Source organism: Escherichia sp. WS1152 (genome assembly GCF_046487665.1).
In the GTDB taxonomy this organism is placed as follows: Bacteria; Pseudomonadota; Gammaproteobacteria; order Enterobacterales; family Enterobacteriaceae; genus Escherichia; species Escherichia coli.
This window is the reverse complement of sequence record NZ_JBJQJA010000007.1, coordinates 85,099-111,559: the sequence shown is the minus strand read 5'-3', so window position 1 is coordinate 111,559 and position 26,461 is coordinate 85,099. Positions and strand designations below refer to the sequence as shown.

The window sequence follows — 26,461 nt, the reverse complement described above, 5'->3', positions numbered from 1 at the left end:
TCCGAAAATGAGTAGGGTAGCGGTGGCGGCAAATTCCTTTTGCCGCCGTAGTTGTTATTTGTTATGGAAATAACCATCTTCGATGGTGACTTTGAGAACCACTTTTTTGACCGCGTTATTGCAGATAAACCGATATGCTTCATGGATATCGCAAATAACGATTTGCCCTTCGTGGACCCCTACGGTTTCTCCGCAGCCTTTTAAATATTCACGGTCAGTTTCATCACGATAATATTCCACGACCTGTAATGTCTCTTTCGGCGCATATTCAATTTTTTGCTGCCCTTGCAGGTAGTAATGCACTTCAAAATAGCGTCGATGCCCGGTAAATAGCGCATCGGTCGCGGAGTCTGTCTCCACGCGGTAAGTCAATGAATCACCGATGGAGTGGGCGACGCCAGGCTGAATGTTGTCGATATTTTCAATCGCTTCAACGCAGCGTTGCCACTTCTTGCCAGAGGCGTAAATCTGGCGGAACTGTTCTAAGTTATCGATGATCCTCATTGCTTATTCTCGCTGTGCAAATTTGTGGAAAAGAACCCTGCGCCGAACTCATACGACGCCAGGCTTTGCGCGGTAGCTTCTCCGCCAGAAACCGGCAGCAACGTAAAGCCGTAGCTGAAGTCACGGAACCAGACGCGCCAGGAGTCCAGCACCTCGCTGCCCCAGGAGTTGGAGCCGAGGCCAAGCAGCTGGTGGTCGAGATTCAGGGTGATGTCATCACTGCGCTGCAGCTCGTTACAGTGCTGGGAAGCGTGGATGTTTTCCTGGGTATAGTGCCAGGCGCTGAAGTTAATTGGGCGCTGCGGAACCACCAGCAGACCGTTGCCGTGGCGGTTAGTCAGTGCCGTCCAGCGGACATGCTGACGGTTGCCGTTGTTCTGCGGGAAGGGATAGTTCTCGAACATGGCATCGACGGTGCTGCGCCAGATATCGATGATGTTAGCCTGCTGGCTGTCGGCGTAGTTTTCGCCCGGTCCACGACCGTAATACGCCACCTGATCGTATTCGCCGTTAATCCCCATGGTGAAACCGATGCACGGAATGATGTGCGGATAGTCGCCGTAACGCTCGCCGGAAAGCGCCACGTTAACCTGGCCATCTGCAGCGATGCGCCAGATGTAGGTGCAGCGCATCCCGAAGTCAAACACCGGCGGTGCTATAACCGTGCGGCTGATGATCAACACTTCACCATCGCTCTGTTCTACGGCAAAGTCGCGCAGATGTTCCTGCATGATCTGCAAATGATTCGGTTGCCACAGCCCTTCGTACTCCTGCTTGTGGTTGTCGATCATCGGCTTGAAGAAGTTGATCTTTGGCTCGCGGGTCAGCAGCGACTCGCCATTCACCTGCCAGGATGTCGGTTTGCCACTCATTTTTGAGAAGGTGATCGCGAAGTTGTAGCCGCGAACGGTGCAGCTCAAACGATCGTCTTCCAGCGTCAGCGGACGCGCATTATTTGGTGCGAAAGGCACTGGCTGCGCGGTGTTTTCCTTCAGCGGGAACTGATAAGTGGCGATAGAATGCCCGGCTTCGCTGTAGCGGGTGCGGGAATCTTTGGTCACCGTAATGTTGAGGAACGTTTCGCGGGCGTCCAGCTGTGGCAGCGTGATCTGCAAGGGGGCTTCGCTGTTCGGCGCAACGTCGCGCAGTTTAATCTGCTGCGTCGCGAGTGTTTCACCTTCGGCGCGCACCTCTGCGTGCAGGGTGTAGTCATCCAGCGTGGTAAACCACAGTTTATTTTCGACTTTCAACTCGCCGCGAGTCAGATCCAACGCGTGGATTTTTACCGGCGCGATAACCTGTTTGTACTCTTTCAGGCCCGGTCCCGGCGTCTGATCGGAATAGATCAAACCATCAAGACAGAAGTTATAGTTGTTGGGATAGTCGCCGTAGTCGCCGCCGAATTTATACCAGACATTGCCGTTGTCATCCTGCGCCTGGATCCCGTGGTCGCACCATTCCCAGACATAATGTCCCTGAATGCAATCGTGCTTATAGAAGACGTTCTGGTACTCCGTCAGCCCGCCCGGTCCGTTCCCCATCGCATGAGCATATTCACAGATGATGCGCGGCTTCGGATGCGGGTATTCACCAAACTCATTCATCAGCGGCACGCGGGTGTACATGGTGGAAATAATATCGACCACTTCAGCATCGCGATCTTCTTCGTAATGCACCAGTCGCGTGTCATCCAGCGCCTTCGCTGCGTGGTACATCGCGCGGATGTTACAGCCATAGCCGGATTCATTGCCCAGCGACCAGATGATGATCGACGGATGGTTTTTCTGCGCGTGAATATGGCGAACAATGCGCTCGACGTAGACTTTTTCCCACTGCGGATCGTCGGTAATGCGGCTGATATCGCCGACGTTAGCAAAGCCGTGCGATTCGACGTCGGTTTCCGCCATCACAAACAGGCCGTAGATATCACACAGTTCGTAAAAACGCGGATCGTTCGGGTAGTGAGCGGTACGCACGGAGTTGATGTTGTGCTGCTTCATCAACTGGAGATCTTTCTCGACGCGATCCATTCCAACGGCGCGGCCTTTGCGATGATCGTTGTCGTGACGGTTGACGCCGTGCAGCATCACATAACGGTTATTGATCCAGAACAGACCGTCGCGCACTTTGATATCACGGAAGCCAACGCGTTGTGGCACCACTTCCAGAACGTTGCCGTCGGCGTCTTTCAGCGTCATGACCAGATGGTAAAGATAAGGGGATTCTGCTGACCATTGCTGGGGCTGTTCGACAGTAAAAGCAAAGCTGGCGCTGGTCAGTTTTTCAATTGCCAAATGATCAATGGCGCTGCTGTGCACCACGCGTTCGCCATCAAACAGGGTATATTCCAGCGTCGTTACGACAGGGGAGGCGGCGAGATTTTCCAGCACCACTTCGCAGGAAAGCGTGGCATCGCAATAGGCTTCGTCAAAGTCGGTACGCACGGTGAAATCGTTAATATGCGTTAGGTGTTTTCCGACCAGATAAACATCGCGGAAGATCCCCGCCGACCACCACATATCCTGGTCTTCCACGTAGGTAGAGTCCGCCCACTGCATCACGCGTACACACAGCAGGTTGTCGCCGGTTTTAACCATCGCGCTGATGTCAAACTCTGCGGTCAGGCGACTGCCCTTGCTGAACCCCACATACTGACCGTTAACATAGACTTCAAAATAGGTTTCGACGCCGTCAAATTTAATCAGCGTCTGTTTACCCTGCCAGCCGTCGCTGAGGGTGAAAATACGTTGATAGGCACCGGTTGGGTTATCGCTGGGGACAAACGGCACATCGATGGGGAACGGAAAACCTTCGTCGGTATATTGCAGTTTGCCGTGACCTTCCATTTGCCACATGGCGGGGACGGTAATATGCCCCCAGTCAGCCATTAACTCAGAGGTGAAGGCTTCTGGTACTTGCAGCGGATGGTCAAAAAAGTGGAAATTCCACTGACCGCTTAAGGGCAGAAACAGGCTGCTGGTTTCGCGGGCAAAGGTACGCGCTTGCGCAACAGAATCATATGAAAAAAAGTACGCACGCGGCGCAAGTCGGTTTTCGTGGGTGAGCTGAATGTTTTCCCAGCGATTCATAGGGCCTCCCGGTAGAGAGAAATCGGAACCATTCATGGTGATGGTAGTTTGTGTAATTGCTGGGGAGTTTAGTAAAATTTTTACTAAAAAGTAGCGGGTAAATGCATTTACTTTAACTGGATCACGAAAATAAACGGCAGCACTGTCCGGCAAAAACGACTGCCGGACAGTGTGTAAGGGGATTTAACGGGTCGTGCCGCGCAGTTTTAATTTGCTGGGAACGAAGACTAACAGCGGCAGCGCGCGACCATCGCGGGCTTTTTCATACACCAGGTTTACGCCCTGACTTCCCATCATTTCGGAATGGATGCGCACGGTGGAGAGCGGCGGAAAGGTAAATCGCGCGGTGGGGATATCATTAACGCTGATAAGCGAAATATCCTGTGGGATGTTCAGACCACGTTCATGAATCGCCCGCAGTACGCCGATAGCAATGGAATCGGAAGCAACAAACAGTGCCTTCGGATAGTCTTCCCGCGCCAGCATTTGTTTTGCCAGTTCATAACCCGACGAACTGGAAAAACCGCCGCGCCAGATATCCTCTTCGCGTACCACTTGTTTCAGTCGGCCATATTCCGCAAAGGCGACCTCACGAATATCCGCCTTGCCAGGCTCATCTTCACCGCCAATAAAACCAATACGATTAACGCCCTGGTTGATATAGAAGTCGATGATTTCTTTACTGATGCGTGCCAGATCGATATCCACCGCATCGTAACCGCTGCCGGGTTCGTGAAAGTCGATAAAACAGATATTGTCGGTCAACGCGCTGGCAGCGGCGCGCAGGGCGGGCGTGGGTTTGCCGACAATTAAAATACCGGTGACGTTTTTAATGTCTGGTAATCCGCTGTGTTCATAACAGTTGGTCAGTTCGATCGCCAGCTTTTCGCACTGAGTTTCAATGCCGTGGCGGATCGCCAGATAGTAAGGATCGTTGATCTCCAGCTCCTGCTGGTAGCTGTAGATAGCCAGAATATGGTGTTGGTTGACTGCGCCTGTCTGTAGTTTACGGGCGCTACTGGTCTTGTACTCCAGCTTTTCGGCGATCTCGAGAATGCGATGTTTCGTCTCTTCTTTCACATTCAATGTCGGATCGTCATTTAAGACCCTGGATACTGTCGCCAGGGATACGCCAGCTTCGATTGCGATGTCTTTTAGTGTTGCCATGTTTACCTTTTTTACTTTCCCTGATGTACGCTTCCATTGTAGAGGAAGTGCTTATCGGGTCACCTGTTTTCAGTAAATAAAGCGCGTTTCTTTGACGCTGTAACGGTAACACAGCGGCTCACGAATGTGATCACGCCTGCATTCTCCATTTTTAGCCTACAGGATTGAGAAAAACTTTTGCTATAGTTTAGTAAAATTTTACTCGAAGGGAGGAAGCAATGGAAACCGTGGCTTACGCTGATTTTGCACGTCTGGAAATGCGCGTCGGAAAGATTGTGGAAGTGAAACGCCATGAAAACGCCGACAAGCTGTACATCGTACAGGTTGATGTGGGGGAAAAAACGCTGCAAACCGTGACCAGCCTGGTGCCGTACTACAGCGAAGAAGAGCTGATGGGAAAAACGGTGGTGGTCTTATGCAATCTGCAAAAAGCGAAAATGCGTGGTGAAACGTCGGAATGCATGCTGTTGTGTGCGGAAACCGATGACGGCAGTGAAAGCGTGCTGTTAACGCCGGAGCGGATGATGCCTGCGGGCGTACGCGTCGTATAAAAAGATCGGATGGCGACGTCGTATCGCCATCCGATTTGATACTACGCTTCTTCGACACTTACTCGCATGGCCGCCAGCGCCTTACGCGCCGCTTTGATCACCAGTTCACACTGTTCAATGGTCAGTGTCAGTGGCGGTTCAATGCGGATCGTTTTGGCGTTATTGAGCGTTCCGGCCACCAGTACGCGCTGGCGGAACATCTCGCTGGCAAAGTTATAGCCGATTTCGTTATCAACAAACTCAATCGCCATCAACATCCCTTTACCACGTGCTTCCTGCACCAGATCGGGATATTCCCGCGCCAGTTGACGGAAACCGTCTAACAACATATCGCCTTTTTGTTCAGCCTGAGCCGGTAAGTTCTGCTCCAGCAACACATTGATGGTCGCCAGCGCCGCCGCACAGGCCAGCGGGTTGCCGCCAAAGGTGGTGGTATGCAGGAACGGGTTGTCGAACAGAACTGAGAACACCTCTTCAGTGGCGATGGTCGCGCCAATCGGCATCACGCCGCCGCCGAGGGCTTTTGCCAGACACAGAATGTCCGGCTGAACGTTCTCATGTTCGCAGGCAAACATCTTGCCCGTGCGCCCCATGCCCGTTTGTACTTCATCGAGGATCATCAGTGCGCCGAACTCATCGCACAGCTTACGCACGGCGGTGAGATAGCCCGGCGGCGGCAGAATTACGCCACCTTCGCCCTGAATCGGTTCGAGGATCACCGCAGCCACATCATCACCGGTTTTTTTGCACTCATTAAGAGCCGTGCGCATGGCTTCGATATTGCCAAACGGCACATGACGGAACCCTGGCAGCAGTGGCATAAACGGTTTGCGGAAGGTCGATTTCGCCGTGGCCGACAGCGCGCCAAGTGATTTACCGTGGAACGCGCCGCTGGTGGCAATAAAAGTAAATTTGCCGCGCGGTGACTGATAAGCCTTCGCCAGCTTCAGCGCCGCTTCAACGGACTCGGTGCCGCTATTACAGAAGAAGCTGTATTTCAGTTTACCTGGCGTTAGCGCAGCAAGGGTTTTCGCCAGCATAGCCCGTAACGGATCGAGTAGCTCCTGGCTGTGCAGTGGTTGTTTCGCAAGTTGATTCTGTACGGCGGAAACCACAACTGGATTACGGTGCCCCACGTTGAAAATTCCAAAACCTCCCAGGCAGTCGATAAACTCCTGTCCCTGGGTGTCGACAAGCGTATTTAAACCTCCCGCTTGCCACTCTACGGCTCCGTAATCCCCGCCGGCGGTAACAGATTTGCGATACTCTAAAAACCCCGGATTGACATGCTCTTTGAAGTATTCAATCACCTCTCGGTTAAGTGCTTTCATCTCCTCATGATCCAGCGTTCGCTTTTCAATGAGATTCAGGGCGTGGGCGCTGCACGCTAAAGCCGATGCGCTCGAAGGTAACCTGTTCAAAATATGCTCCGGAGGCTCGCGTATCACATGATACCGATTTAAGTATTGCAGGGATTGCGCCACTCCGGCTGCGATCGCGAAAATCGGGATAAACACAAATGTGGTTATCATTTGCGCAATATTTAATGCTATTTGTTAACATTCGTTGTTATTTTGCACGGTTTTTGTCGGGTATGGATTTGATAATTGCTGCGCAAATGCACGTTTTCAGGGCAATAATTGCCTGATTTTTGGGCAAGATAATTAACGTTTTCGTATAGTAACAGAGTGAAAGTATTTTAAATCAACGAATTAGATTTGTGCTTTAATCGCAAATTGCGATCTAAATCAAATTAATCGGTTAAAGATAACCGCAGCGGGGCCGACATAAACTCTGACAAGAAGTTAACAACCATATAACCTGCACAGGACGCGAACATGTCTTCTCATCCGTATGTCACCCAGCAAAATACCCCGTTGGCGGACGATACCACTCTGATGTCCACTACCGATCTGCAAAGCTATATCACTCATGCTAATGACACTTTTGTGCAGGTGAGCGGCTATACCTTGCAAGAGTTACAAGGGCAGCCGCACAACATGGTGCGTCACCCGGATATGCCAAAAGCGGCGTTTGCGGATATGTGGTTCACCCTGAAAAAAGGGGAGCCCTGGAGCGGCATCGTGAAAAATCGCCGCAAAAATGGTGACCATTATTGGGTGCGGGCCAATGCGGTACCGATGGTGCGCGAGGGAAAAATCAGTGGCTATATGTCGATTCGTACCCGGGCGACGGATGAAGAGATCGCGGCGGTGGAGCCGCTGTACAAAGCGCTGAACGCCGGACGTACCGGTAAGCGTATTCATAAAGGCCTGGTGGTGCGTAAAGGCTGGCTGGGTAAACTGCCTTCATTACCGCTTCGCTGGCGGGCGCGTGGAGTGATAACCCTGATGTTTATCTTGCTGGCGGCCATGCTTTGGTTTGTTGCTGCCCCGGTGGTGACGTATATCCTCTGTGCGTTAGTGGTATTGTTGGCAAGCGCCTGTTTTGAATGGCAGATTGTGCGCCCGATAGAAAATGTTGCCCATCAGGCACTAAAGGTGGCGACCGGAGAACGTAATAGTGTTGAGCATCTGAATCGCAGCGATGAGCTGGGGCTGACATTACGCGCGGTAGGGCAGCTTGGCCTGATGTGCCGTTGGCTAATTAACGATGTCTCAAGCCAGGTGTCCAGTGTCAGAAATGGCAGTGAGACGCTAGCAAAAGGCACCGATGAACTGAACGAACATACCCAGCAGACAGTTGATAACGTTCAGCAAACGGTGGCGACCATGAACCAAATGGCGGCGTCGGTGAAACAGAACTCTGCCACGGCGTCGGCTGCCGATAAACTGTCAATCACTGCCAGTAATGCAGCAGTGCAGGGCGGGGAGGCGATGACCACGGTGATCAAGACTATGGACGATATCGCCGACAGTACCCAGCGCATTGGCACCATTACTTCGCTGATTAACGATATTGCGTTTCAGACCAATATTCTGGCCCTGAATGCGGCGGTGGAAGCGGCGCGAGCCGGCGAACAGGGCAAAGGTTTTGCAGTGGTGGCGGGGGAAGTGCGTCATTTAGCCAGCCGCAGCGCCAATGCTGCCAACGATATTCGCAAGCTGATTGATGCCAGTGCTGATAAGGTGCAATCCGGTTCGCAGCAGGTACACGCCGCCGGACGTACGATGGAAGATATTGTGGCACAGGTGAAAAACGTCACCCAGTTGATTGCCCAGATTAGCCATTCAACGCTGGAACAGGCCGATGGTCTTTCCAGCCTGACCCGTGCAGTGGATGAGCTTAACCTCATCACCCAGAAAAATGCCGAGCTGGTGGAAGAGAGTGCGCAGGTGTCGGCGATGGTGAAACACCGCGCCAGCCGACTGGAAGACGCGGTGACGGTGCTGCATTAATCGGTATGCCGGATCCGGCGGTTGGAGCACAATGCCTGATGCGGCGATTAATCCAGTTGCGTAATATCAAAAGCGGCGCGGTCGATCACCGCAATGATCTTTTTTATTTGTGCATCAGTGATATCACTCTGGTTGACGCGTAAATCCAGCACCGCTTTAAAATTATCCAGCGCCCGCTTCATTTGCGGGTTCTGGCGCAGCGCAGCGCCAACGCAACGCGCTTTGATGCGTTCTTCAATCATCTCCACCTGTTCGCGGTTTTCTTCCAGCCACTGCGCGCCTTGTTCGGTCAGCGCAATCTGCTTCTTACCACCTTCCTCTTCGCGGATGGTAATCAGCGACTGCTCCTGCAGAAAATCCAGCGTCGGGTAGATGACGCCCGGGCTTGGGGTGTAATTCCCTTGGGTTAGATTCTCAATCGCTTTAATCAATTCGTAACCGTGGCTGTCATCGCGCGAGAGAATATCCAGAATCACCAGACGCAATTCACCGTGACCAAAGAAACGTTGTCGACGACCGCCGCCGCGACCGTGGCGACCACCGCAGCATTGACCGTGTTCATGCTGGTGACCGTGTCCGCAGTGCTCGTGTTCTGACTTCTCACCTTTGCAGCAGCCCTCATGGCGTGGCTGGCCTTCATGTTTACAACACCCTTCGTGATGATGGCTCATATCAGCCTCCTTTTGCTTAATTAGATATATCTAATTTATATCTGATATGAGAGCTCTTGCAAGTGTAAAAATGATTTTTAAACGTGGACTCATCTCACACGTAGGCCGGATAAGGCGTTCACGCCGCATCCGGCGTTGAGTAATGATGCCTGAGAAGAGGCGGTTCGTCTTATCAGACTATAGACATATCAGTTCTACAAATCGCTTGCATTTATCATGATTAACAATCATTATCATTTGCGAGTTTTATTTAGATATATCTGATTACCATCACGAAGGCGATAACAATGAATAACACCCCTCGCTACCCGCAGCGCGTTCGCAATGATCTGCGCTTCCGTGAACTGACTGTGCTACGCGTTGAGCGTATCAGCGCCGGTTTTCAGCGCATTGTCCTTGGCGGCGAGGCGCTGGACGGTTTTACATCGCGCGGCTTTGACGATCACAGCAAACTCTTCTTTCCTCAACCTGACGCTCACTTTGTGCCGCCAACGGTAACGGAAGAGGGCATCGTCTGGCCGGAAGGACCACGCCCACCGTCGCGTGACTATACGCCGTTGTATGACGAACTACGCCATGAACTAGCGATTGATTTCTTTATTCACGAAGACGGCGTCGCCAGTAGCTGGGCAATGCAGGCCCAACCGGGCGATAAACTCACGGTGGCAGGTCCGCGCGGTTCGCTGGTGGTGCCGGAAGATTACGCGTATCAGCTGTATGTCTGCGATGAATCCGGAATGCCCGCACTGCGCCGCCGCCTGGAAACGTTGAGCAAACTTGCCGTTAAACCGCAAGTTAGCGCGCTGGTTAGCGTGCGGGATAACGCCTGTCAGGATTATCTCGCGCACCTTGATGGTTTTAATATCGAATGGCTGGCACATGATGAGCAGGCGGTAGATGCGCGTCTGGCGCAGATGCAAATCCCTGCCGATGATTACTTCATCTGGATAACCGGCGAAGGCAAAGTCGTTAAGAATTTAAGCCGTCGCTTTGAAGCGGAACAGTATGACCCACAGCGGGTACGCGCGGCGGCTTACTGGCACGCAAAGTAACTGATATATAAAAAGAAAAAGGCTGACGATTTCTCGTCAGCCTTTGCTATGTCTGGTGGCCCCTGCTGGACTTGAACCAGCGACCAAGCGATTATGAGTCGCCTGCTCTAACCACTGAGCTAAGGGGCCATGGTAGCGGATTATAAAGTAACTCCGTGTCGCAATCCAGCCATTACCGCGCGCCTGCTGTTTTTATAAACAATGTATTTTCAATCCGTTATACTTTTCCTGGTGATGTTAGAAAGGAGTAAATATGGTTGAGGATATTTTGGCTCCGGGGTTACGGGTCGTGTTTTGCGGTATCAACCCTGGGCTTTCATCCGCCGGGACTGGTTTTCCCTTTGCTCATCCGGCAAATCGCTTCTGGAAGGTGATATATCAGGCCGGGTTTACCGACCGTCAGTTGAAGCCGCAGGAGGCACAGCATCTGCTGGATTATCGTTGTGGCGTCACCAAACTGGTAGACCGTCCAACGGTGCAAGCCAATGAAATTTCAAAGCAAGAGCTACACGCAGGTGGGCGTAAGCTGATTGAAAAAATTGAAGATTATCAGCCGCAAGCGTTGGCAATTCTGGGCAAACAAGCATATGAACAGGGATTCAGCCAGCGCGGTGCACAGTGGGGGAAACAAACGCTCACCATTGGTTCGACGCAGATTTGGGTGCTGCCAAATCCCAGCGGTTTAAGTCGCGTTTCACTGGAGAAACTGGTTGAAGCGTATCGCGAGCTGGACCAGGCGCTGGTAGTGCGTGGGCGATAAAAAACGCCACCGAAAAGGTGGCGTTTGTGCAAAGGGACAGGTGCCGGGTGCGGCGTAACGCCTGATCCGGCCTACCGATTAATCGTCCAGGAAGCTACGCAACACTTCAGAACGGCTCGGGTGACGCAGTTTGCGCAGCGCCTTCGCTTCGATCTGACGGATACGTTCGCGGGTAACGTCGAACTGTTTACCCACTTCTTCCAGCGTGTGGTCGGTGTTCATATCGATACCGAAACGCATACGCAGAACTTTTGCTTCACGCGCGGTCAGGCCAGCCAGCACGTCGTGCGTTGCCGCACGCAGGCTTTCGGTGGTCGCAGAATCCAGCGGCAGCTCGAGGGTGGTATCCTCGATGAAATCCCCCAGATGCGAATCTTCATCATCACCGATCGGCGTTTCCATGGAGATTGGCTCTTTGGCGATCTTCAGCACTTTGCGGATCTTGTCTTCCGGCATCAGCATACGTTCAGCCAGTTCTTCCGGCGTCGGTTCACGGCCCATCTCTTGCAGCATCTGGCGAGAAATACGGTTGAGTTTGTTGATAGTCTCAATCATATGCACCGGAATACGGATGGTGCGCGCCTGATCCGCGATAGAGCGGGTGATCGCCTGACGGATCCACCAGGTTGCGTAGGTGGAGAACTTGTAACCACGGCGGTATTCGAATTTATCAACCGCTTTCATCAGACCGATGTTGCCTTCCTGAATCAGGTCAAGGAACTGCAAGCCACGGTTGGTGTATTTCTTGGCGATAGAAATAACCAGACGTAAGTTCGCTTCAACCATCTCTTTCTTCGCACGGCGGGCTTTCGCTTCACCGATGGACATACGACGGTTGATATCTTTAACCTGCTCGATGGTCAGGCCGGTTTCTTCTTCAATCTGCTGCAGTTTCTGCAGGGCGCGATGCACTTCTTCAGAGACATCGTGCAGTTTTTCCGACCACGGCTTGTTCATCGCAATTGCCGCGTTGAACCAGGTATCGCTGGTTTCGTTGCCGGTAAACAGGGTAATGAAGTTTTTCTTCGGCATTTTGCACTGCTCAACGCAGAGCTTCATGATCAGACGTTCTTGCGTACGAACGCGGTCCATCATGACGCGCATACTGTTGACCAGGTAGTCAAACTGCTTCGGCACCAGGCGGAACTGTTTGAATACTTCAGACAGTTTCAGGATCTCTTCCTGAGCGGCAGCGTGACTGCGACCTTTCGCTTTGATGGTGTCACGCGTTACAACGTACTGAGCGCGCAGTTCCGCAAATTTTTCGCGAGCCAGTTCCGGGTCGATGCTGTTGTCATCATCGGCGCTGTCGTCATCGCCATCTTCTTCGTCTTCATCTTCGTCATCGTCCAGATCTTCCTGGGAAAGCTCAGAACCGACGTGAGTGGCGGTAGGTGCCAGATCTTCTTCTGCGTTCGGGTCAACAAAGCCGGTGATCAGATCGGACAGACGCGCTTCTTCTGCTTCAACACGATCGTACTGTTCCAGCAGATAGGTGATCGCTTCCGGATATTCAGCAACGGAGCATTGAACCTGGTTGATCCCGTCTTCAATACGCTTAGCGATGTCAATTTCGCCTTCGCGGGTCAACAGTTCAACGGTGCCCATTTCACGCATGTACATGCGTACCGGGTCAGTCGTGCGCCCGATTTCAGATTCCACGCTGGAAAGCACCTGCGCGGCGGCTTCGGCAGCATCTTCGTCCGCGGTGTTTTCAGCCAGCATCAGATCATCGGCATCCGGTGCTTCTTCCATCACCTGAATGCCCATGTCGTTGATCATTTGGATGATGTCTTCGATCTGATCTGAATCGACGATATCTTCCGGCAGATGGTCATTGACCTCGGCATAGGTCAGATAGCCTTGCTCCTTACCACGGGTGACAAGAAGTTTCAGCTGTGACTGCGGGTTTTGCTCCATAAGACGGTATCCACACTTATTTCATGAGGTTGGTGTTGGGCGATTGACCCGATGTCCTTCAGCCGTTAACGCTGAAATCCAACGGTTGTTTACCGCCAACGATAATTACGAGGGCGTACTTATATATTTGCCGCTGCCTCTCAGTGCGGCTGTCGGGGGCTTCCCGATCGCTCTTCGGCACTTAAGCCGTTAAATCACTTTTTCGCCAGCTCCTGGTTTAATGTCCAGAGCTCCAGGCGTTCTTCGTTGCTTAAACCATGCGTGCGCTCACGAGCGATTAACTCTTCCTGACGCAGTTCAAGCAGCGAATCAAACATATGGTTGAGTGAGTCGGTGAAGGTTTGCTCAGCAATATTCTTATCTGCTATATCGTCCCACATCGACAGTTTTTCAAGGGTGGCAGCATTATTTGTACCACGATAGTGCTCTAAAAGTTGCCCGGTGGTCAGACCTGGCTGGGAGAGACAAGTGTTGACCAGTTCTCTGAATAAGCCAAGTCCAGGGAGCTTATTTTCATCCAGATTCTCAAGCGGCGGGACCAACGTCGCTAATTCTGGATTTTGCACCAGCAACCCTATAAGTATACGCATGGTCGTGCGTTTTAGCTGCGGAACAGGGCGAGAAACGCCGCTCTCTGCCGCTTTTGGCATTAATCGTTCAAGCTGGCTGTCATCAAGTATGCCTAATTTGTTGCCTAATTCCTGACGAAGATATATTCGCAGCGTTTCGCCCGGCACTTGCGATATCAATGGCAGTGCCAGCGTACTCAAACGTGCGCGCCCGTCAGGGGTACTCAGATCAACTTGCGGCATCAGGCTGTTAAACAGAAATGCGGAAAGCGGCATCGCCTGCTCCATCCGCGCCTCAAACGCTTCTTTACCTTCTTTTCGTACCAGCGTGTCAGGGTCTTCGCCATCAGGCAAAAACATAAAGCGTAGCTGACGGCCGTCTGTCATGTAAGGCAGCGCCGTTTCCAGCGCTCGCCATGCGGCATCACGGCCTGCACGGTCGCCGTCATAACAGCAAATGACATTGTTGGTCGCGCGGAACAACAGTTGTATGTGATCGGCGGTGGTTGACGTACCTAACGACGCAACGGCGTAATTAATGCCGTATTGCGCCAGCGCCACCACGTCCATATAGCCTTCGACCACAAGCAGACGATTGGGTTCAGCGTTATCCTGCTGCGCTTCATAAAGACCGTAAAGCTGGCGGCCTTTATGGAAAATGTCTGTTTCCGGCGAGTTCAGGTATTTGGGGGTATCGTTGCCCAGCACACGCCCGCCAAAACCAATCACCCGACCGCGTTTATCGCGAATGGGGAACATCACCCGCTCGCGGAAACGATCGTAACTGCGTCCCTGATCGTTAGTGACCAACATCCCCGCATCAATCAATGACTGGCGATTTTCTGGATTGCCGCCAAACCGCTTCAGGACGTTGTCCCAGCCGGGGGGCGCAAAACCAATCGCAAAGCGAGCGATAACCTCGTGGCTTAATCCGCGTTTTTCCAGATACTGGCGCGCAGACGTGGCAACAGGTTGCTGTAAAGATTGTTGGTAAAACGTATTCAGACCGTCCATCAACTGATAAAGCGTTTGCCGCTGATGGCGCTCGATCTGGCTGGGGCCGCTACCTGCTTCAAATGGCACTTCAAGATTGTGCATTGCCGCCAGCTCTTCGACCGTTTCGACGAACTCGAGCTTGTCGTAGTTCATCAGGAAGTCGATCGCGTTGCCGTGCGCGCCACATCCAAAGCAGTGGTAAAACTGTTTCTCACCGTTAACGGTGAAGGACGGGGTTTTCTCGTTGTGGAATGGACAACACGCGTGGAAATTCTTGCCCTGCTTTTTCAGCTTCACACGGGCATCGATCAGATCGACGATGTCGGTGCGTGCCAGCAGATCATTAATGAATACGCGTGGGATTCGTCCAGCCATAGGCCCCGATTTTTAGCAATTCATAAACGAAAATAAGCCGCGCATTCCTTTCGGAAGCACGGCCTTACAACTACAACTCGGTCTGATCGGAGAGCAACGCTCTCGGGGAATTAGTACAGACGAGTGCGGCGTGCGTTTTCGCGAGCCAGTTTCTTCGCGTGACGTTTCACTGCAGAAGCTTTAGCGCGCTTACGTTCGGTAGTCGGTTTTTCATAGAACTCACGACGACGAACTTCCGCCAGAACACCTGCTTTTTCGCAGGAACGCTTGAAGCGACGCAGAGCTACGTCGAACGGCTCGTTTTCACGTACTTTAATTACCGGCATGTGCCTCTCACCTTTGATTAATTCGGTTTGCCGCTGGCATCAACGCCAGCTTATTTCAAAATGGTGCGGAATTTTACTGCAATTGCTGCTGCTTTGTAAAGCACCGCGGCCTTTTTTGAAAGGGACTTTTATAAGGGTGAGGAGTATACACGAGGCTTTCTCCAGGGGCGAACAAAGTTTTACATCAACCCGCATTGGTCCTACACTGCGCGGTAATAAAGCGAGGTAAAACAAGTCATGCGTGTACTGGGTATTGAAACTTCCTGCGATGAAACCGGCATCGCCATTTACGACGATGAAAAAGGTTTGCTAGCCAACCAATTGTATAGTCAGGTGAAATTGCACGCTGACTACGGCGGCGTCGTGCCTGAACTGGCCTCCCGCGATCATGTGCGTAAAACCGTACCGTTGATCCAGGCGGCGCTAAAGGAGTCTGGTTTAACGGCAAAAGACATTGATGCTGTGGCCTATACCGCAGGCCCTGGATTAGTCGGCGCACTGCTGGTTGGCGCGACCGTGGGGCGTTCTCTGGCGTTTGCCTGGAACGTTCCGGCGATCCCTGTACATCATATGGAAGGGCATCTGTTAGCGCCGATGCTGGAAGATAACCCGCCGGAATTTCCGTTTGTCGCGCTGCTGGTTTCCGGCGGGCATACGCAGTTAATCAGCGTGACTGGCATTGGTCAGTACGAGTTGCTCGGTGAGTCTATCGATGATGCCGCCGGTGAAGCGTTTGATAAAACCGCGAAGCTGCTGGGGCTGGATTATCCTGGCGGACCGTTACTGTCGAAAATGGCGGCTCAGGGTACTGCCGGGCGCTTTGTTTTCCCGCGTCCGATGACCGACCGTCCGGGGCTGGATTTCAGCTTTTCTGGTCTGAAAACCTTTGCGGCGAACACGATTCGTGACAACGGCACCGACGACCAGACGCGTGCTGATATCGCCCGCGCCTTTGAAGATGCGGTGGTCGATACGTTGATGATTAAGTGTAAGCGTGCGCTGGATCAGACGGGCTTTAAGCGACTGGTAATGGCCGGCGGCGTGAGTGCTAACCGCACGCTGCGGGCGAAACTGGCGGAAATGATGAAAAAACGCCGCGGCGAAGTGTTCTACGCGCGTCCGGAATTTTGTACTGATAACGGTGCGATGATCGCCTATGCCGGAATGGTGCGGTTTAAAGCAGGCGCGACGGCGGATCTCGGCGTTAGCGTGCGTCCGCGCTGGCCGCTGGCGGAGTTACCGGCTGCGTAAAACTATTGGGTGCCGGAGAGCAATTTCCGGCACCGTCCTCACTTAAAGCAACACCACGGGCATCCACAGTAAGCCGGTAATCACCAGCAATACGAGGAATATCAGCCCAAAAATCGCCCCCAGTCGCCAGTAATCCGCCGTTGGCAGATAACCACTGCCGTAGTAAATCGGACTGGGGCCGGTGGCGTATGGTGTAAGAATGCTCCCCAGACCAATTGCCGCACCAACCATCAGGCAGAACACCGGCAGCGGGATTTCCGGCATCGCCAGCGCAGCGGCAATCATCATCGGTGCGAGAGCGGAGGTATACGCCGTGGCGCTGGCGAAAAAGTAGCGCAGTAGATAAAACACCACAATCAACGCCACCATCACCATCGTCGGCGAATAACCGCTTAAGCTGCCTGCTAACAGTTTGCCAAACCAGCTAATAAAACCGGTGTTGTTGAGTCCGGTCGCGAGGGTGATAAGCGAGGCCAGCCAGAAGAAAACGTTCCACGCGGCTTTATTACTGACAATGTCGTCCCAACTGATAATGCGCAGAAGCAGCATCAGCGCCACCACGCTGTAACCGACCATCGCGGCATCGATATAATCACCGCCGAAAATCCACAGCACCAGCGCGCCTACCATCAGCCCCAGCATCCGTTTTTCACGCGAACAGAGCGGGCCCATTGCCTGCAGTTCCGTCTCTGCCCAGCGCGGTACCTGATCACCAGACTTCAGTACCGGCGGATACAGCACGTAAGCCAGCCAGGGAACCAGCAGGACCAGTAAAATACTGAGCGGCAACATCCCGAGGAACCAGTCGCCCCAACTCAGCGTGGCGTGAGATGCGCTTTTCATCAGTCCAATTAACAGCAAGTTTGGTGCCATCGCCGTCAGGAAAATGGCGCTGGTCACGCAGTCGGCAACAATCCCCATCCACATGATGTACGAGCCAATACTGCGTGAACTGCTGTCGTTTGGTTGTGATTGATAGAGCGGCGGCAGGTTACGGATGATGGGATAGATAATCCCCGCACCACGCGCCGAGTTGGACGGTGTGACAGGTGCCAGGATCAGCTCGGAGAACATCACCGCATAGCCAAGAAACAGCGTGCGATGCCCCATCTTTTTCACCAGAATCAGCGCGATACGTCGCCCCAGCCCGGTTTTTTCATAGCCTGTGCCAAACATAAAGGCGGCGAAAATCAGCCAGATAACCGAATTAGAAAAACCGGAAACGGCCCACGAGAGGGATTTTGCAGTGAATTTAAAGCCTGGCTGAGCGAGCTGCTCCGGGCTGAACAGCAGCCAGGGAGAGAGTATGGCGATGATGGATATACCCACCATCGCCACCACGGCACCTGGCACGGGTTCGAGGATCAGTCCAACGATTACGCCAGTAAAAACGGCAAAGTAGAGCCAGGTATGACTCTCCAGCCCTGCGGGAACCGGAATTAGAGCAATAATGGCGATGACCGCCAGCGGCGCAAGGTATCGCCACCATTCAGTGGAAGGTTTCATCGTGTTATGCCTGCGAAAAAGGAGAGGGGGCGAGCCTCTCCGGGAGGGTTATTTGATGTAATGGACGTGCTCGCAGATCTCTTCCACGATGGGATCGCGGCGTTCGGCGAACAGCTTTTTGTTTTCGGCTATCAGGTTGTTGCCGTGGGTATCAATAGAGACAATCAGCGGGCCGAACTCTTTGACCCGGCAGACCCACAGTGACTCCGGCATCCCGAGTTCTGTCCAGTGCACCTCTTCAATCTCTTCCACCTGGGTTGCCGCCAGCACCGCGCAGCCTGCCGGGAAAATCACATGTAGCGCCTTGAATTTCTGGCAGCCTTCTTCGGTCAGCGGCCCCATTCCGCCTTTGCCGACCACCAGTTTCACGCCGGTCTGCTCGATAAATTCACGTTCAAAACTTTCCATACGCATACTGGTTGTCGGACCGACGGAGACCATCTCCCATTTGTCGCCGTTTTTGCGCACGATGGGGCCAGCGTGGAAAATCGCTTTGCCGTTGAGATCGTAAGGGATCGGACGTTTCAGTTCGATCAAGCGGCGGTGACAAACGTCGCGGCAGGTCACCAGCGTACCGGTCAGGTAGATCACATCGCCGACGCGAATATCTTGCAGATCTTCAGCTTTGATCGGGGTTGTCAGGATCTTTTTCATAACGCGCTCCGGGTGTGAGACAGATTTTCAAAGGTGAGATCGGCATGAACTCGCAGTGTGCCGCGACGATGCGCCCAGCAGCCTGTAGAAACAGCAACGCCGATGGTTGACGGATGGCGAGCGGCAGATTCGATATGCACGCCCATCACTGAACTGTTGCCAGTCAGCCCTTGTGGACCAATCCCCAGACGGTTGAGTCCTTCTTCCAGGCGTAGCTCCAGCTCTGCCGCTTTTGGATTGGGGTGGCGGCTGCCAATCGGGCGCAAAATGGCTTTTCGCGAGAGCACGGCGGCGGTTTCCACCGAGGTGGCGATGCCCACGCCCACCAGTACCGGTGGACAGGCGTTTACGGCGAGGGTGGAGATATTTTCGAAGACGAATTTCACTACGCCTTCGTAGCCTTCTGACGGCATTAATACTTTCGAGCGGCCAGGTAGCGTGCAGCCGCCGCCTGCCATGTAAACTTCGATTTCCGCATCGTCACCGTCGGGGACGATATCCCAGGTGACCCACGGTACGCCGCTACCGGTATTTTTGCCGGTGTTTACTTCGTCAAAAATTTCTACCGCATTGTGACGCAGTGGCGCTTTGATGGTCGCCTCTTCCACGGCTTGTTTGAGTATGCTTTGCAGCTCGCCAAGCAGTGGGAAGCGGGAACCGACTTTAACGAAGAACATAATCTCCCCGGTGTCCTGACAGGCAGGACGATTCAGGTCAATCGCTTTTTGCATGTTGTCGAACATCGTATGGTAGATAATTTTCCCCATTGACGACGTTTCGGCATCCTTTAGCTGTTTTAGTTTATCCACCACGTCATCAGGCATTCGGGTAGAAATCATGGCGGTAAAGTTAGCGACAATCTCCGTCAACTTATTCACTGCCTGTTGCTTATTACTTTCGCTCATCATGGCAACTCCAGTTTCTGTATTTGTCTGGAAAAATTCACCGCTACAAACTACCACTAAAAATGTGGTTTTATATTTTTTGCCACCGTGAATATGTAATTAACAGTTCGTGAATCAACGCGAAAATAAGAATGAATATTGCGCCAGAGCAGGGAATGGCAATGTTTTGCGAAATACACTGCGCTTATCACAACTGCGGATAATTAACGATGCTGAATAGCTGGCCTTTAGCCAAAGACTTGCAGGTACTGGTAGAAATCGTCCACAGCGGGAGTTTTAGCGCTGCAGCGGCGACGCTTGGGCAGACGCCTGCATTTGTCACCAAGCGGATCCAAATCCTTGAAAATACGCTGGCAACAACGCTGCTGAACCGTTCCGCTCGCGGCGTGGCGCTGACTGAAAGTGGTCAACGTTGTTACGAACATGCGTTGGAAATCCTCACCCAATATCAGCGATTGGTCGATGACGTCACGCAAATCAAAACGCGCCCGGAGGGGATGATTCGTATTGGTTGCAGTTTTGGTTTTGGGCGCAGCCATATTGCGCCAGCCATTACCGAACTGATGCGCAATTATCCTGAGTTACAGGTGCATTTTGAATTGTTCGATCGACAAATTGATTTAGTGCAGGATAATATTGATCTGGATATTCGTATTAATGACGAAATTCCTGATTATTATATTGCGCATCTTTTGACAAAAAATAAAAGAATATTATGCGCAGCACCTGAGTATCTGCAAAAATATCCGCAGCCACAATCCCTACAGGAATTAAGTCGTCATGACTGTCTGGTGACCAAAGAGCGCGATATGACCCACGGAATATGGGAGTTGGGGAACGGTCAGGAGAAAAAATCGGTGAAGGTAAGCGGGCATCTTTCCTCCAATAGCGGCGAGATTGTGCTGCAATGGGCGCTGGAGGGCAAAGGGATTATGCTGCGTTCCGAGTGGGATGTGTTGCCGTTTCTGGAGAGTGGCAAACTGGTGCAAGTATTGCCGGAGTATGCACAAAGCGCCAATATCTGGGCTGTTTACCGGGAGCCGCTCTATCGCAGCATGAAATTACGTGTCTGCGTGGAATTTCTGGCGGCATGGTGCCAGCAATGGCTGGGCAAGCCCGATGAAGGCTATCAGGTCATGTAGATCCACCAGAAATCACTCGGGATCCTTTTCGCGCTTTCTTTTGAATTTCGTCCAGATTTTTGTCTCCTGACGACGCCACAGACGCTGGATGTTGTCATGATGACGCAGCAGGATCAGGCAAGAGAGCATCGAAACCGGGAAGGTGAATTGTGGCTTAAACCACCAGACATAAAACGGAGCAATCAGTGCACTGACAATCGCTCCCAGCGACGAGTATCCGCTCAATAGCACGGTCAGTAACCAGGTTCCCGCCATTACTCCGGTGAGATCCCAGCCAATTGGTGCGATGGCACCAAAAGCGGTAGCAACGCCTTTTCCTCCTTTAAAACCGAAGAAAACGGGCCAGATGTGTCCAAGACAGGCGGCGATGGCAATTAAGCCTAGCCAGAATGGGCTGACACCTAATTCATACGCGCCCCAGACAGGCAACATTCCTTTCAGAACGTCGAAAATCAGTACTGCTACGGCTGCTCCCTTGCCACCGATACGTAACACATTGGTTGCGCCTGGATTGCCGGAGCCGCTGGTTCGCGGATCGGGCAGCCCACACAAGCGGCAAACCAGAATGGCACTGGAAATGGAGCCGCAGAGGTACGCGATGAGGATCATTCCAGGCGCGATTGCACTCATAAGCTGTTCCGTTTTGAAAATTCGTGTTCAACGATGAATCTGTGGATAATACGCACATTTCGCCGGAAGTGGTATCCGGTTAGCCAAAAAGCAGGCAGGACGTGATGGATATTGTATTTATAGAGCAACTTTCGGTAATCACCACTATTGGTGTTTACGACTGGGAACAGACCATCGAACAGAAGTTAGTGTTCGATATCGAAATGGCGTGGGATAACCGTAAAGCGGCGAAAAGTGATGATGTGGCGGATTGCCTCAGCTACGCTGACATTGCAGAAACGGTGGTCAGCCACGTCGAGGGGGCACGTTTTGCGCTGGTGGAGCGCGTGGCGGAAGAGGTGGCGGAGCTGCTGTTAGCACGCTTCAACTCGCCGTGGGTGCGTATCAAACTCAGCAAGCCAGGCGCAGTGGCGCGGGCGGCGAATGTTGGCGTAATCATTGAGCGTGGCAATAATCTGAAAGAAAATAATTAATTTTACAGCTGTTAAACCAAACGGTTATAACCTGGTCATACTGCAGTAGTTCGGACAAGCGGTACATTTTAATAATTTAGGGGTTTATTGATGAGCGATATGCACTCGCTGCTGATAGCGGCAATATTGGGTGTGGTCGAAGGATTGACAGAATTTCTGCCGGTATCCAGCACGGGCCATATGATTATTGTCGGTCACTTGTTGGGGTTTGAGGGCGACACGGCGAAAACCTTTGAAGTTGTGATCCAGTTAGGATCAATTCTGGCGGTAGTAGTGATGTTCTGGCGGCGTCTGTTTGGCCTGATTGGCATCCACTTTGGCCGCCCGTTGCAGCACGAAGGAGAAAGCAAAGGTCGTTTAACGCTGATCCACATTTTGCTGGGGATGATTCCGGCGGTGGTACTGGGGCTGTTGTTCCACGACACGATTAAGTCATTGTTTAACCCGATAAATGTGATGTATGCGCTGGTCGTTGGCGGTTTGTTGCTGATTGCCGCCGAATGCCTGAAGCCGAAAGAGCCGCGTGCGCCGGGTCTTGATGATATGACCTATCGTCAGGCGTTTATGATTGGCTGTTTCCAGTGTCTGGCGCTGTGGCCGGGTTTCTCCCGCTCCGGGGCGACCATTTCAGGTGGGATGCTGATGGGGGTGAGCCGTTACGCTGCTTCCGAGTTCTCGTTCCTGCTAGCGGTGCCGATGATGATGGGCGCAACGGCGCTCGATCTCTACAAAAGCTGGGGCTTCCTGACAACCGGCGATATCCCGATGTTTGCCGTTGGGTTTATCACCGCTTTTGTGGTGGCGCTGATAGCGATTAAAACCTTCCTGCAATTGATTAAGCGCATTTCGTTTATCCCGTTCGCCATTTATCGCTTTATTGTGGCGGCTGCGGTGTATGTTGTGTTCTTTTGATTGAGGAATAGTGTCGGATGCCTGGCATTGTCCACGATTGCGTAGGCCGAATAAGGCGTTCACGCCGCATCCGGCAATCAACGCCTGATGCGACGCTTGCGCGTCTTATCTGGCCTACAACTGTCGTTGACGTGTAGCCGGATAAGGCGTTTACGCCGCATCCGGCAAAATGCCCAATACTCATTCAGGCTTTGGGCAACGTTGTTCCTTCCAGCTGGCTACCGCCGCAATCCGCCGTCGGGTCAGCTCCTCGCGAATCTCCACGCCTTTAAATCCCGCTTCAACGACGGCTTTTGTCGGCACTGACTGCGCCACTTCCCAGGCTTCGCGCAACCAACGGCCTTGCGGGTAGTCCGCTGATTCAAAACCGGTTCTGCCGCGCACGTCAGCCTCGCTGGTCAGCGCCAGTTGCTCGACACGCTGCGGTTTACGCCAGGCATCGATGGAATCAAATAATTTGACGATGGTTTTTGGGTTCAGCATTGGGAAGGTGTGGATGAGATCGTGAAACTCAGCCACCAGTCTGGCTAAATCGCGAATTTCATTTGGCACGCGCAGACGCTGGCATAGTTGTTCCACTAACTTAACACCCGCCGGGCCATGACCATGATGACGCGGCCAGAGTTCTGGCGGCGTCAGTCCTTTACCGAGATCGTGGCATAAAGTTGCGAAACGGACATCGACCTGCGGACTCAGCATCGCCGCCATTGAGAGCGTCATTAAGGTATGAATACCCGTGTCGATTTCCGGATGCCACCTGGCAGGGGCCGGAACGCCAAACAGGGCGTCAATTTCCGGGAATAAAACGCGAAGTGCACCGCAATCGCGCAGTACCTGGAAGAACACCTGGGGATTGCGGGTGGTGAGGGCGCTTTCCGTCTCTTTCCACACCCGTTCAGGCGTCAGGTGTTCCAGTTCACCCGCATGGGTCATCTCGCGCATCAGCGTCAGAGTTTCATCGGCAATACGAAAACCGAGGTGGGCATAACGCGCAGCAAAACGCGCCACGCGCAATACGCGTAACGGATCTTCGCCAAAAGCGGGGGAAACATGGCGCAACAGACGATTTTGCAGATCGCCCAGACCGTTGTACGGGTCGATAATCTCGCCGTTATCGTCCTGGGCCAGCGCATTAATGGTCAGATCGCGACGCTTAAGATCATCTTCCAGCGTGACATCCGGTGCGGCATAGCAGGTAAAACCGGTGTAACCGGAGCCGGATTTCCGTTCGGTACGTGCCAGCGCATACTCTTCATGCGTTTGCGGATGCAGAAACACAGGAAAATCGCGGCCTACCTGCTGGTAGCCCGCGTCGAGCATCTCCTGTGGCGTACTGCCGACCACTACCCAATCTCTGTCTTTGACCGGTAGCCCTAACAATGCATCCCGAACAGCACCACCGACCAGATAAATCTTCACGCCATCATCCCTTCGTCAAATACACAATTCCTAATAATAAGACAGTGCAACGAAGAAGGCGATTTAGTTCATCCAGCGATCTTTGCGTTTGCGGCTTGGGATCAGGTGCGGCAGTACCAGACCGAGCAGCAAGCCAAGCCCCAGCACGCCGCCGCCATACATAAACCATTGCATGATGATGGTGCGCTGTTTGTCATCCAGCTGTACGCTGGCGGCATCGACCTTTTTCTGCGCGACAATCAGCTCGTTTTTCAGTTTCTGATTTTCTTCTTTTAACCCGTTGATCACGCTGTCGCTCTGCGCCACTTTTTGCTGCATTTCTGCGGTGCGCTGATTCCAGGTGTTATCGATATTGGTGAGTTTATCGGTCAGAGTTTTGACCTGATTTTCCAGATCTGGCACACGGGAGCGCAGGCTTGGCTCAGTGCTAAGTTGTTTCAACGGGATCCAGGCGGTACGGCCAGAGCTGTCTTTCACCTGGGCATAATTGGTGTTGGCGTCAGTTTGTAATAAGGTCACTTCCTCGCCGGCGTTAACCGTGCCCACGAGGCGATAATGATCTCCCGGACCGCTACGGACCCAGGTATTCAGTTCGTCAGAAACATAGCGCGTTTCTTCAGCGTGTGAGACGGCAGTCGCGCTAAGTGCGAGTAAAGTTAATCCGATCAGGCGTAATTTTGGCATCAGGCTGTCGTTATTGTCATGGAAAGTGGAACGATAGTAGTGGCATCAGTGTCGCTACGCAAAGCATTCGACATCAATCGGAATCCTCTGTGTCAGGTCTTGCCACTGCTTCAAACTTTTACGCCCGTCAAATTGCCCGTTGCATGGCAATTTGGCGCAAAATACTATCTACTGACAAAAAAGATCGCATTAAGTTCGCCGTTCATCGTCACTTATGTGACATAACCGATAAGTAAAGGCCATGGCTCAGGAAATCGAATTAAAGTTTATTGTTAATCACAGCGCCGTTGAGGCGTTGCGTGACCATCTCAATACGCTGGGCGGCGAGCACCATGACCCCGTGCAGTTACTGAATATTTACTACGAAACGCCGGATAACTGGTTGCGTGGGCACGATATGGGCTTACGTATTCGTGGCGAAAACGGTCGCTATGAGATGACCATGAAAGTTGCAGGAAGAGTGACAGGCGGCTTACACCAGCGCCCGGAATATAACGTGGCGTTGAGCGAACCGACGCTCGACCTGGCGCAGTTACCGACGGAAGTCTGGCCGAACGGCGAATTGCCCGCCGATCTCGCTTCCCGCGTACAACCGCTGTTCAGCACCGATTTTTATCGCGAAAAATGGCTGGTGGCGGTCGATGGCAGCCGAATTGAAATCGCTCTCGATCAGGGTGAGGTGAAAGCGGGGGAATTTGCTGAACCTATCTGTGAGCTGGAACTGGAGCTGCTTAGCGGCGACACGCGCGCGGTGCTGAAACTGGCGAACCAACTGGTATCGCAAATCGGATTACGCCAGGGCAGCCTGAGCAAAGCGGCGCGTGGCTATCATCTGGCGCAGGGCAATCCGGCGCGTGAAATCAAACCGACCACCATTTTGCATGTTGCGGCAAAAGCCGATGTGGAACAGGGGCTGGAAGCGGCGCTCGAGCTGGCGTTAGCGCAATGGCAGTATCATGAAGAACTGTGGGTACGCGGCAACGATGCGGCGAAAGAACAGGTGCTGGCAGCCATTAGCCTGGTCCGTCATACGCTGATGCTGTTCGGTGGTATTGTGCCGCGTAAAGCGAGCACTCACTTACGTGATTTGCTGACCCAATGCGAAGCGACCATTGCTTCTGCGGTTTCTGCCGTGACGGCGGTCTACTCTACCGAAACGGCAATGGCGAAGCTGGCGTTGACCGAATGGTTGGTAAGCAAAGCGTGGCAGCCATTTTTAGATGCCAAAGCGCAGGGCAAAATCAGCGACTCCTTCAAACGCTTTGCCGATATCCATCTTTCCCGCCATGCCGCTGAACTGAAAAGCGTTTTCTGCCAGCCGTTAGGCGATCGCTACCGTGACCAGTTGCCACGCCTGACGCGTGATATTGACTCAATACTGTTGCTGGCGGGTTACTATGATCCTGTCGTCGCGCAAGCCTGGCTGGAGAACTGGCAGGGGCTGCATCACGCTATTGCGACCGGGCAACGCATCGAAATTGAACATTTCCGTAATGAGGCAAACAATCAGGAACCGTTCTGGTTGCACAGCGGAAAACGTTAATCA

At 52.8% G+C, this 26,461-nt stretch carries 23 protein-coding genes and 1 tRNA gene; 9 read left to right on the top strand and 15 right to left on the bottom strand.

The window, feature by feature from the left end; genetic code table 11:
* Nucleotides 1-54: 54 nt before the first annotated feature.
* The 3 genes from ACJHW7_RS13175 to ebgR all read right to left on the bottom strand — a co-directional run bounded on the left by ACJHW7_RS13175 (nucleotide 55) and on the right by ebgR (nucleotide 4,760).
* The gene (locus tag ACJHW7_RS13175) at nucleotides 55-504 is read right to left on the bottom strand and encodes a beta-galactosidase subunit beta (RefSeq protein ID WP_040234981.1); all 450 of its coding nucleotides are present in this window, start codon (nucleotides 502-504) and stop codon (nucleotides 55-57) included.
* On the bottom strand, nucleotides 501-3,593 hold the full coding sequence (gene ebgA, locus ACJHW7_RS13170; protein WP_040234979.1) for a beta-galactosidase subunit alpha: 3,093 nt from the start codon (nucleotides 3,591-3,593) through the stop codon (nucleotides 501-503). The genes ACJHW7_RS13175 and ebgA overlap by 4 nt, the downstream gene beginning before the upstream one ends.
* Before the next feature lie 183 nt (nucleotides 3,594-3,776).
* Complete coding sequence (gene ebgR, locus ACJHW7_RS13165; RefSeq protein ID WP_000212464.1) at nucleotides 3,777-4,760, bottom strand: transcriptional regulator EbgR; 984 nt, start codon at nucleotides 4,758-4,760, stop codon at nucleotides 3,777-3,779.
* A gap of 218 nt (nucleotides 4,761-4,978) precedes the next feature.
* On the opposite strand from ebgR, the gene ACJHW7_RS13160 reads away from it, so the two are divergent.
* Nucleotides 4,979-5,311, top strand: coding sequence for a tRNA-binding protein (locus tag ACJHW7_RS13160; protein ID WP_000450589.1), 333 nt, complete (start codon nucleotides 4,979-4,981; stop codon nucleotides 5,309-5,311).
* A 41-nt stretch (nucleotides 5,312-5,352) separates the two neighbouring features.
* Here ACJHW7_RS13160 and ygjG read toward each other — a convergent pair whose 3' ends face one another.
* Nucleotides 5,353-6,732, bottom strand: a complete 1,380-nt coding sequence (gene ygjG, locus ACJHW7_RS13155; RefSeq protein WP_001297164.1) for a putrescine aminotransferase — start codon at nucleotides 6,730-6,732, stop codon at nucleotides 5,353-5,355.
* A 417-nt stretch (nucleotides 6,733-7,149) separates the two neighbouring features.
* Between ygjG and aer the strand changes: the two genes are divergently transcribed.
* Entirely contained in the window at nucleotides 7,150-8,670 is a 1,521-nt protein-coding gene (aer, locus tag ACJHW7_RS13150) for an aerotaxis sensor receptor Aer (RefSeq protein ID WP_040234977.1), read from the top strand.
* Nucleotides 8,671-8,717: 47 nt separating this feature from the next.
* Here the strand turns inward: aer and nfeR are convergent, their stop codons facing one another.
* Complete coding sequence (nfeR, locus tag ACJHW7_RS13145; protein ID WP_000018005.1) at nucleotides 8,718-9,341, bottom strand: DNA-binding transcriptional regulator NfeR; 624 nt, start codon at nucleotides 9,339-9,341, stop codon at nucleotides 8,718-8,720.
* A 287-nt stretch (nucleotides 9,342-9,628) separates the two neighbouring features.
* Here nfeR and nfeF point away from each other — a divergent pair, with 287 nt between their 5' ends.
* On the top strand, nucleotides 9,629-10,393 hold the full coding sequence (nfeF, locus tag ACJHW7_RS13140) for an NADPH-dependent ferric chelate reductase NfeF (RefSeq protein WP_001066497.1): 765 nt from the start codon (nucleotides 9,629-9,631) through the stop codon (nucleotides 10,391-10,393).
* 53 nt (nucleotides 10,394-10,446) lie between these two features.
* On the opposite strand, the gene ACJHW7_RS13135 is transcribed toward nfeF, so the two are convergent.
* A tRNA-Ile gene (locus ACJHW7_RS13135) sits at nucleotides 10,447-10,522 on the bottom strand.
* A gap of 124 nt (nucleotides 10,523-10,646) precedes the next feature.
* On the opposite strand from ACJHW7_RS13135, the gene mug reads away from it, so the two are divergent.
* Nucleotides 10,647-11,153, top strand: a complete 507-nt coding sequence (mug, locus tag ACJHW7_RS13130) for a G/U mismatch-specific DNA glycosylase (RefSeq protein ID WP_040234919.1) — start codon at nucleotides 10,647-10,649, stop codon at nucleotides 11,151-11,153.
* 78 nt (nucleotides 11,154-11,231) lie between these two features.
* Here the strand turns inward: mug and rpoD are convergent, their stop codons facing one another.
* The 3 genes from rpoD to rpsU form a co-directional block, all read right to left on the bottom strand.
* Nucleotides 11,232-13,073: an RNA polymerase sigma factor RpoD gene (gene rpoD / locus ACJHW7_RS13125; protein ID WP_000437371.1), complete on the bottom strand. Its 1,842-nt coding sequence runs from the start codon at nucleotides 13,071-13,073 to the stop codon at nucleotides 11,232-11,234.
* A gap of 194 nt (nucleotides 13,074-13,267) precedes the next feature.
* The gene (gene dnaG / locus ACJHW7_RS13120) at nucleotides 13,268-15,013 is read right to left on the bottom strand and encodes a DNA primase (protein WP_000918827.1); all 1,746 of its coding nucleotides are present in this window, start codon (nucleotides 15,011-15,013) and stop codon (nucleotides 13,268-13,270) included.
* 110 nt (nucleotides 15,014-15,123) lie between these two features.
* A complete protein-coding gene (gene rpsU, locus ACJHW7_RS13115; protein WP_001144069.1) occupies nucleotides 15,124-15,339 on the bottom strand; it encodes a 30S ribosomal protein S21 in 216 nt (71 codons plus the stop codon).
* A 237-nt stretch (nucleotides 15,340-15,576) separates the two neighbouring features.
* Here rpsU and tsaD point away from each other — a divergent pair, with 237 nt between their 5' ends.
* Nucleotides 15,577-16,590 carry a tRNA (adenosine(37)-N6)-threonylcarbamoyltransferase complex transferase subunit TsaD gene (gene tsaD, locus ACJHW7_RS13110; protein WP_001264365.1) on the top strand — a complete coding sequence of 338 codons (1,014 nt, stop codon included), beginning with the start codon at nucleotides 15,577-15,579 and terminating at the stop codon, nucleotides 16,588-16,590.
* Between the two features lie 42 nt (nucleotides 16,591-16,632).
* On the opposite strand, the gene ttdT is transcribed toward tsaD, so the two are convergent.
* Genes ttdT through ttdA form a run of 3 tightly spaced genes read right to left on the bottom strand, consistent with a single transcriptional unit; the run spans nucleotide 16,633 to nucleotide 19,658 of the window.
* Entirely contained in the window at nucleotides 16,633-18,096 is a 1,464-nt protein-coding gene (gene ttdT / locus ACJHW7_RS13105; RefSeq protein ID WP_000804928.1) for an L-tartrate/succinate antiporter, read from the bottom strand.
* Between the two features lie 48 nt (nucleotides 18,097-18,144).
* Complete coding sequence (gene ttdB, locus ACJHW7_RS13100) at nucleotides 18,145-18,750, bottom strand: L(+)-tartrate dehydratase subunit beta (RefSeq protein WP_000722957.1); 606 nt, start codon at nucleotides 18,748-18,750, stop codon at nucleotides 18,145-18,147.
* Nucleotides 18,747-19,658, bottom strand: a complete 912-nt coding sequence (gene ttdA, locus ACJHW7_RS13095; protein ID WP_000986789.1) for a L(+)-tartrate dehydratase subunit alpha — start codon at nucleotides 19,656-19,658, stop codon at nucleotides 18,747-18,749. The genes ttdB and ttdA overlap by 4 nt, the downstream gene beginning before the upstream one ends.
* 206 nt (nucleotides 19,659-19,864) lie before the next feature.
* Between ttdA and ttdR the strand changes: the two genes are divergently transcribed.
* Nucleotides 19,865-20,797 carry an L-tartrate utilization transcriptional activator TtdR gene (gene ttdR / locus ACJHW7_RS13090; RefSeq protein ID WP_040234922.1) on the top strand — a complete coding sequence of 311 codons (933 nt, stop codon included), beginning with the start codon at nucleotides 19,865-19,867 and terminating at the stop codon, nucleotides 20,795-20,797.
* 12 nt (nucleotides 20,798-20,809) lie between these two features.
* Here ttdR and plsY read toward each other — a convergent pair whose 3' ends face one another.
* Nucleotides 20,810-21,427: a glycerol-3-phosphate 1-O-acyltransferase PlsY gene (gene plsY, locus ACJHW7_RS13085; protein ID WP_001272796.1), complete on the bottom strand. Its 618-nt coding sequence runs from the start codon at nucleotides 21,425-21,427 to the stop codon at nucleotides 20,810-20,812.
* Between the two features lie 104 nt (nucleotides 21,428-21,531).
* Between plsY and folB the strand changes: the two genes are divergently transcribed.
* Both folB and bacA read left to right on the top strand, forming a co-directional pair.
* Nucleotides 21,532-21,900 carry a bifunctional dihydroneopterin aldolase/7,8-dihydroneopterin epimerase gene (folB, locus tag ACJHW7_RS13080; RefSeq protein WP_001295541.1) on the top strand — a complete coding sequence of 123 codons (369 nt, stop codon included), beginning with the start codon at nucleotides 21,532-21,534 and terminating at the stop codon, nucleotides 21,898-21,900.
* 90 nt (nucleotides 21,901-21,990) lie between these two features.
* Nucleotides 21,991-22,812, top strand: a complete 822-nt coding sequence (gene bacA / locus ACJHW7_RS13075) for an undecaprenyl-diphosphate phosphatase (protein WP_001305111.1) — start codon at nucleotides 21,991-21,993, stop codon at nucleotides 22,810-22,812.
* A 180-nt stretch (nucleotides 22,813-22,992) separates the two neighbouring features.
* Here bacA and cca read toward each other — a convergent pair whose 3' ends face one another.
* Nucleotides 22,993-24,231: a fused tRNA nucleotidyltransferase/2',3'-cyclic phosphodiesterase/2' nucleotidase/phosphatase Cca gene (cca, locus tag ACJHW7_RS13070; RefSeq protein WP_040234924.1), complete on the bottom strand. Its 1,239-nt coding sequence runs from the start codon at nucleotides 24,229-24,231 to the stop codon at nucleotides 22,993-22,995.
* A gap of 63 nt (nucleotides 24,232-24,294) precedes the next feature.
* Nucleotides 24,295-24,915: a TIGR04211 family SH3 domain-containing protein gene (locus ACJHW7_RS13065; RefSeq protein ID WP_001125331.1), complete on the bottom strand. Its 621-nt coding sequence runs from the start codon at nucleotides 24,913-24,915 to the stop codon at nucleotides 24,295-24,297.
* A gap of 241 nt (nucleotides 24,916-25,156) precedes the next feature.
* Here ACJHW7_RS13065 and ygiF point away from each other — a divergent pair, with 241 nt between their 5' ends.
* Complete coding sequence (gene ygiF / locus ACJHW7_RS13060; RefSeq protein ID WP_001626004.1) at nucleotides 25,157-26,458, top strand: inorganic triphosphatase; 1,302 nt, start codon at nucleotides 25,157-25,159, stop codon at nucleotides 26,456-26,458.
* Nucleotides 26,459-26,461: the final 3 nt, after the last annotated feature.

What these genes read in the sequence shown, in the direction of transcription:
- nfeF (WP_001066497.1), top strand. Translation starts at nt 9,629, where the DNA reads ATGAATAACACCCCTCGCTACCCGCAGCGCGTTCGCAATGATCTGCGC.
- rpoD (WP_000437371.1), bottom strand. Translation starts at nt 13,073, where the DNA reads ATGGAGCAAAACCCGCAGTCACAGCTGAAACTTCTTGTCACCCGTGGT.
- ebgR (WP_000212464.1), bottom strand. Translation starts at nt 4,760, where the DNA reads ATGGCAACACTAAAAGACATCGCAATCGAAGCTGGCGTATCCCTGGCG.
- ebgA (WP_040234979.1), bottom strand. Translation starts at nt 3,593, where the DNA reads ATGAATCGCTGGGAAAACATTCAGCTCACCCACGAAAACCGACTTGCG.
- bacA (WP_001305111.1), top strand. Translation starts at nt 21,991, where the DNA reads ATGAGCGATATGCACTCGCTGCTGATAGCGGCAATATTGGGTGTGGTC.
- ttdB (WP_000722957.1), bottom strand. Translation starts at nt 18,750, where the DNA reads ATGAAAAAGATCCTGACAACCCCGATCAAAGCTGAAGATCTGCAAGAT.
- mug (WP_040234919.1), top strand. Translation starts at nt 10,647, where the DNA reads ATGGTTGAGGATATTTTGGCTCCGGGGTTACGGGTCGTGTTTTGCGGT.
- tsaD (WP_001264365.1), top strand. Translation starts at nt 15,577, where the DNA reads ATGCGTGTACTGGGTATTGAAACTTCCTGCGATGAAACCGGCATCGCC.
- folB (WP_001295541.1), top strand. Translation starts at nt 21,532, where the DNA reads ATGGATATTGTATTTATAGAGCAACTTTCGGTAATCACCACTATTGGT.
- dnaG (WP_000918827.1), bottom strand. Translation starts at nt 15,013, where the DNA reads ATGGCTGGACGAATCCCACGCGTATTCATTAATGATCTGCTGGCACGC.
- ACJHW7_RS13065 (WP_001125331.1), bottom strand. Translation starts at nt 24,915, where the DNA reads ATGCCAAAATTACGCCTGATCGGATTAACTTTACTCGCACTTAGCGCG.
- ttdA (WP_000986789.1), bottom strand. Translation starts at nt 19,658, where the DNA reads ATGATGAGCGAAAGTAATAAGCAACAGGCAGTGAATAAGTTGACGGAG.
- nfeR (WP_000018005.1), bottom strand. Translation starts at nt 9,341, where the DNA reads ATGAGCCATCATCACGAAGGGTGTTGTAAACATGAAGGCCAGCCACGC.
- plsY (WP_001272796.1), bottom strand. Translation starts at nt 21,427, where the DNA reads ATGAGTGCAATCGCGCCTGGAATGATCCTCATCGCGTACCTCTGCGGC.
- ACJHW7_RS13175 (WP_040234981.1), bottom strand. Translation starts at nt 504, where the DNA reads ATGAGGATCATCGATAACTTAGAACAGTTCCGCCAGATTTACGCCTCT.
- ttdT (WP_000804928.1), bottom strand. Translation starts at nt 18,096, where the DNA reads ATGAAACCTTCCACTGAATGGTGGCGATACCTTGCGCCGCTGGCGGTC.
- ygiF (WP_001626004.1), top strand. Translation starts at nt 25,157, where the DNA reads ATGGCTCAGGAAATCGAATTAAAGTTTATTGTTAATCACAGCGCCGTT.
- aer (WP_040234977.1), top strand. Translation starts at nt 7,150, where the DNA reads ATGTCTTCTCATCCGTATGTCACCCAGCAAAATACCCCGTTGGCGGAC.
- ttdR (WP_040234922.1), top strand. Translation starts at nt 19,865, where the DNA reads ATGCTGAATAGCTGGCCTTTAGCCAAAGACTTGCAGGTACTGGTAGAA.
- rpsU (WP_001144069.1), bottom strand. Translation starts at nt 15,339, where the DNA reads ATGCCGGTAATTAAAGTACGTGAAAACGAGCCGTTCGACGTAGCTCTG.
- ACJHW7_RS13160 (WP_000450589.1), top strand. Translation starts at nt 4,979, where the DNA reads ATGGAAACCGTGGCTTACGCTGATTTTGCACGTCTGGAAATGCGCGTC.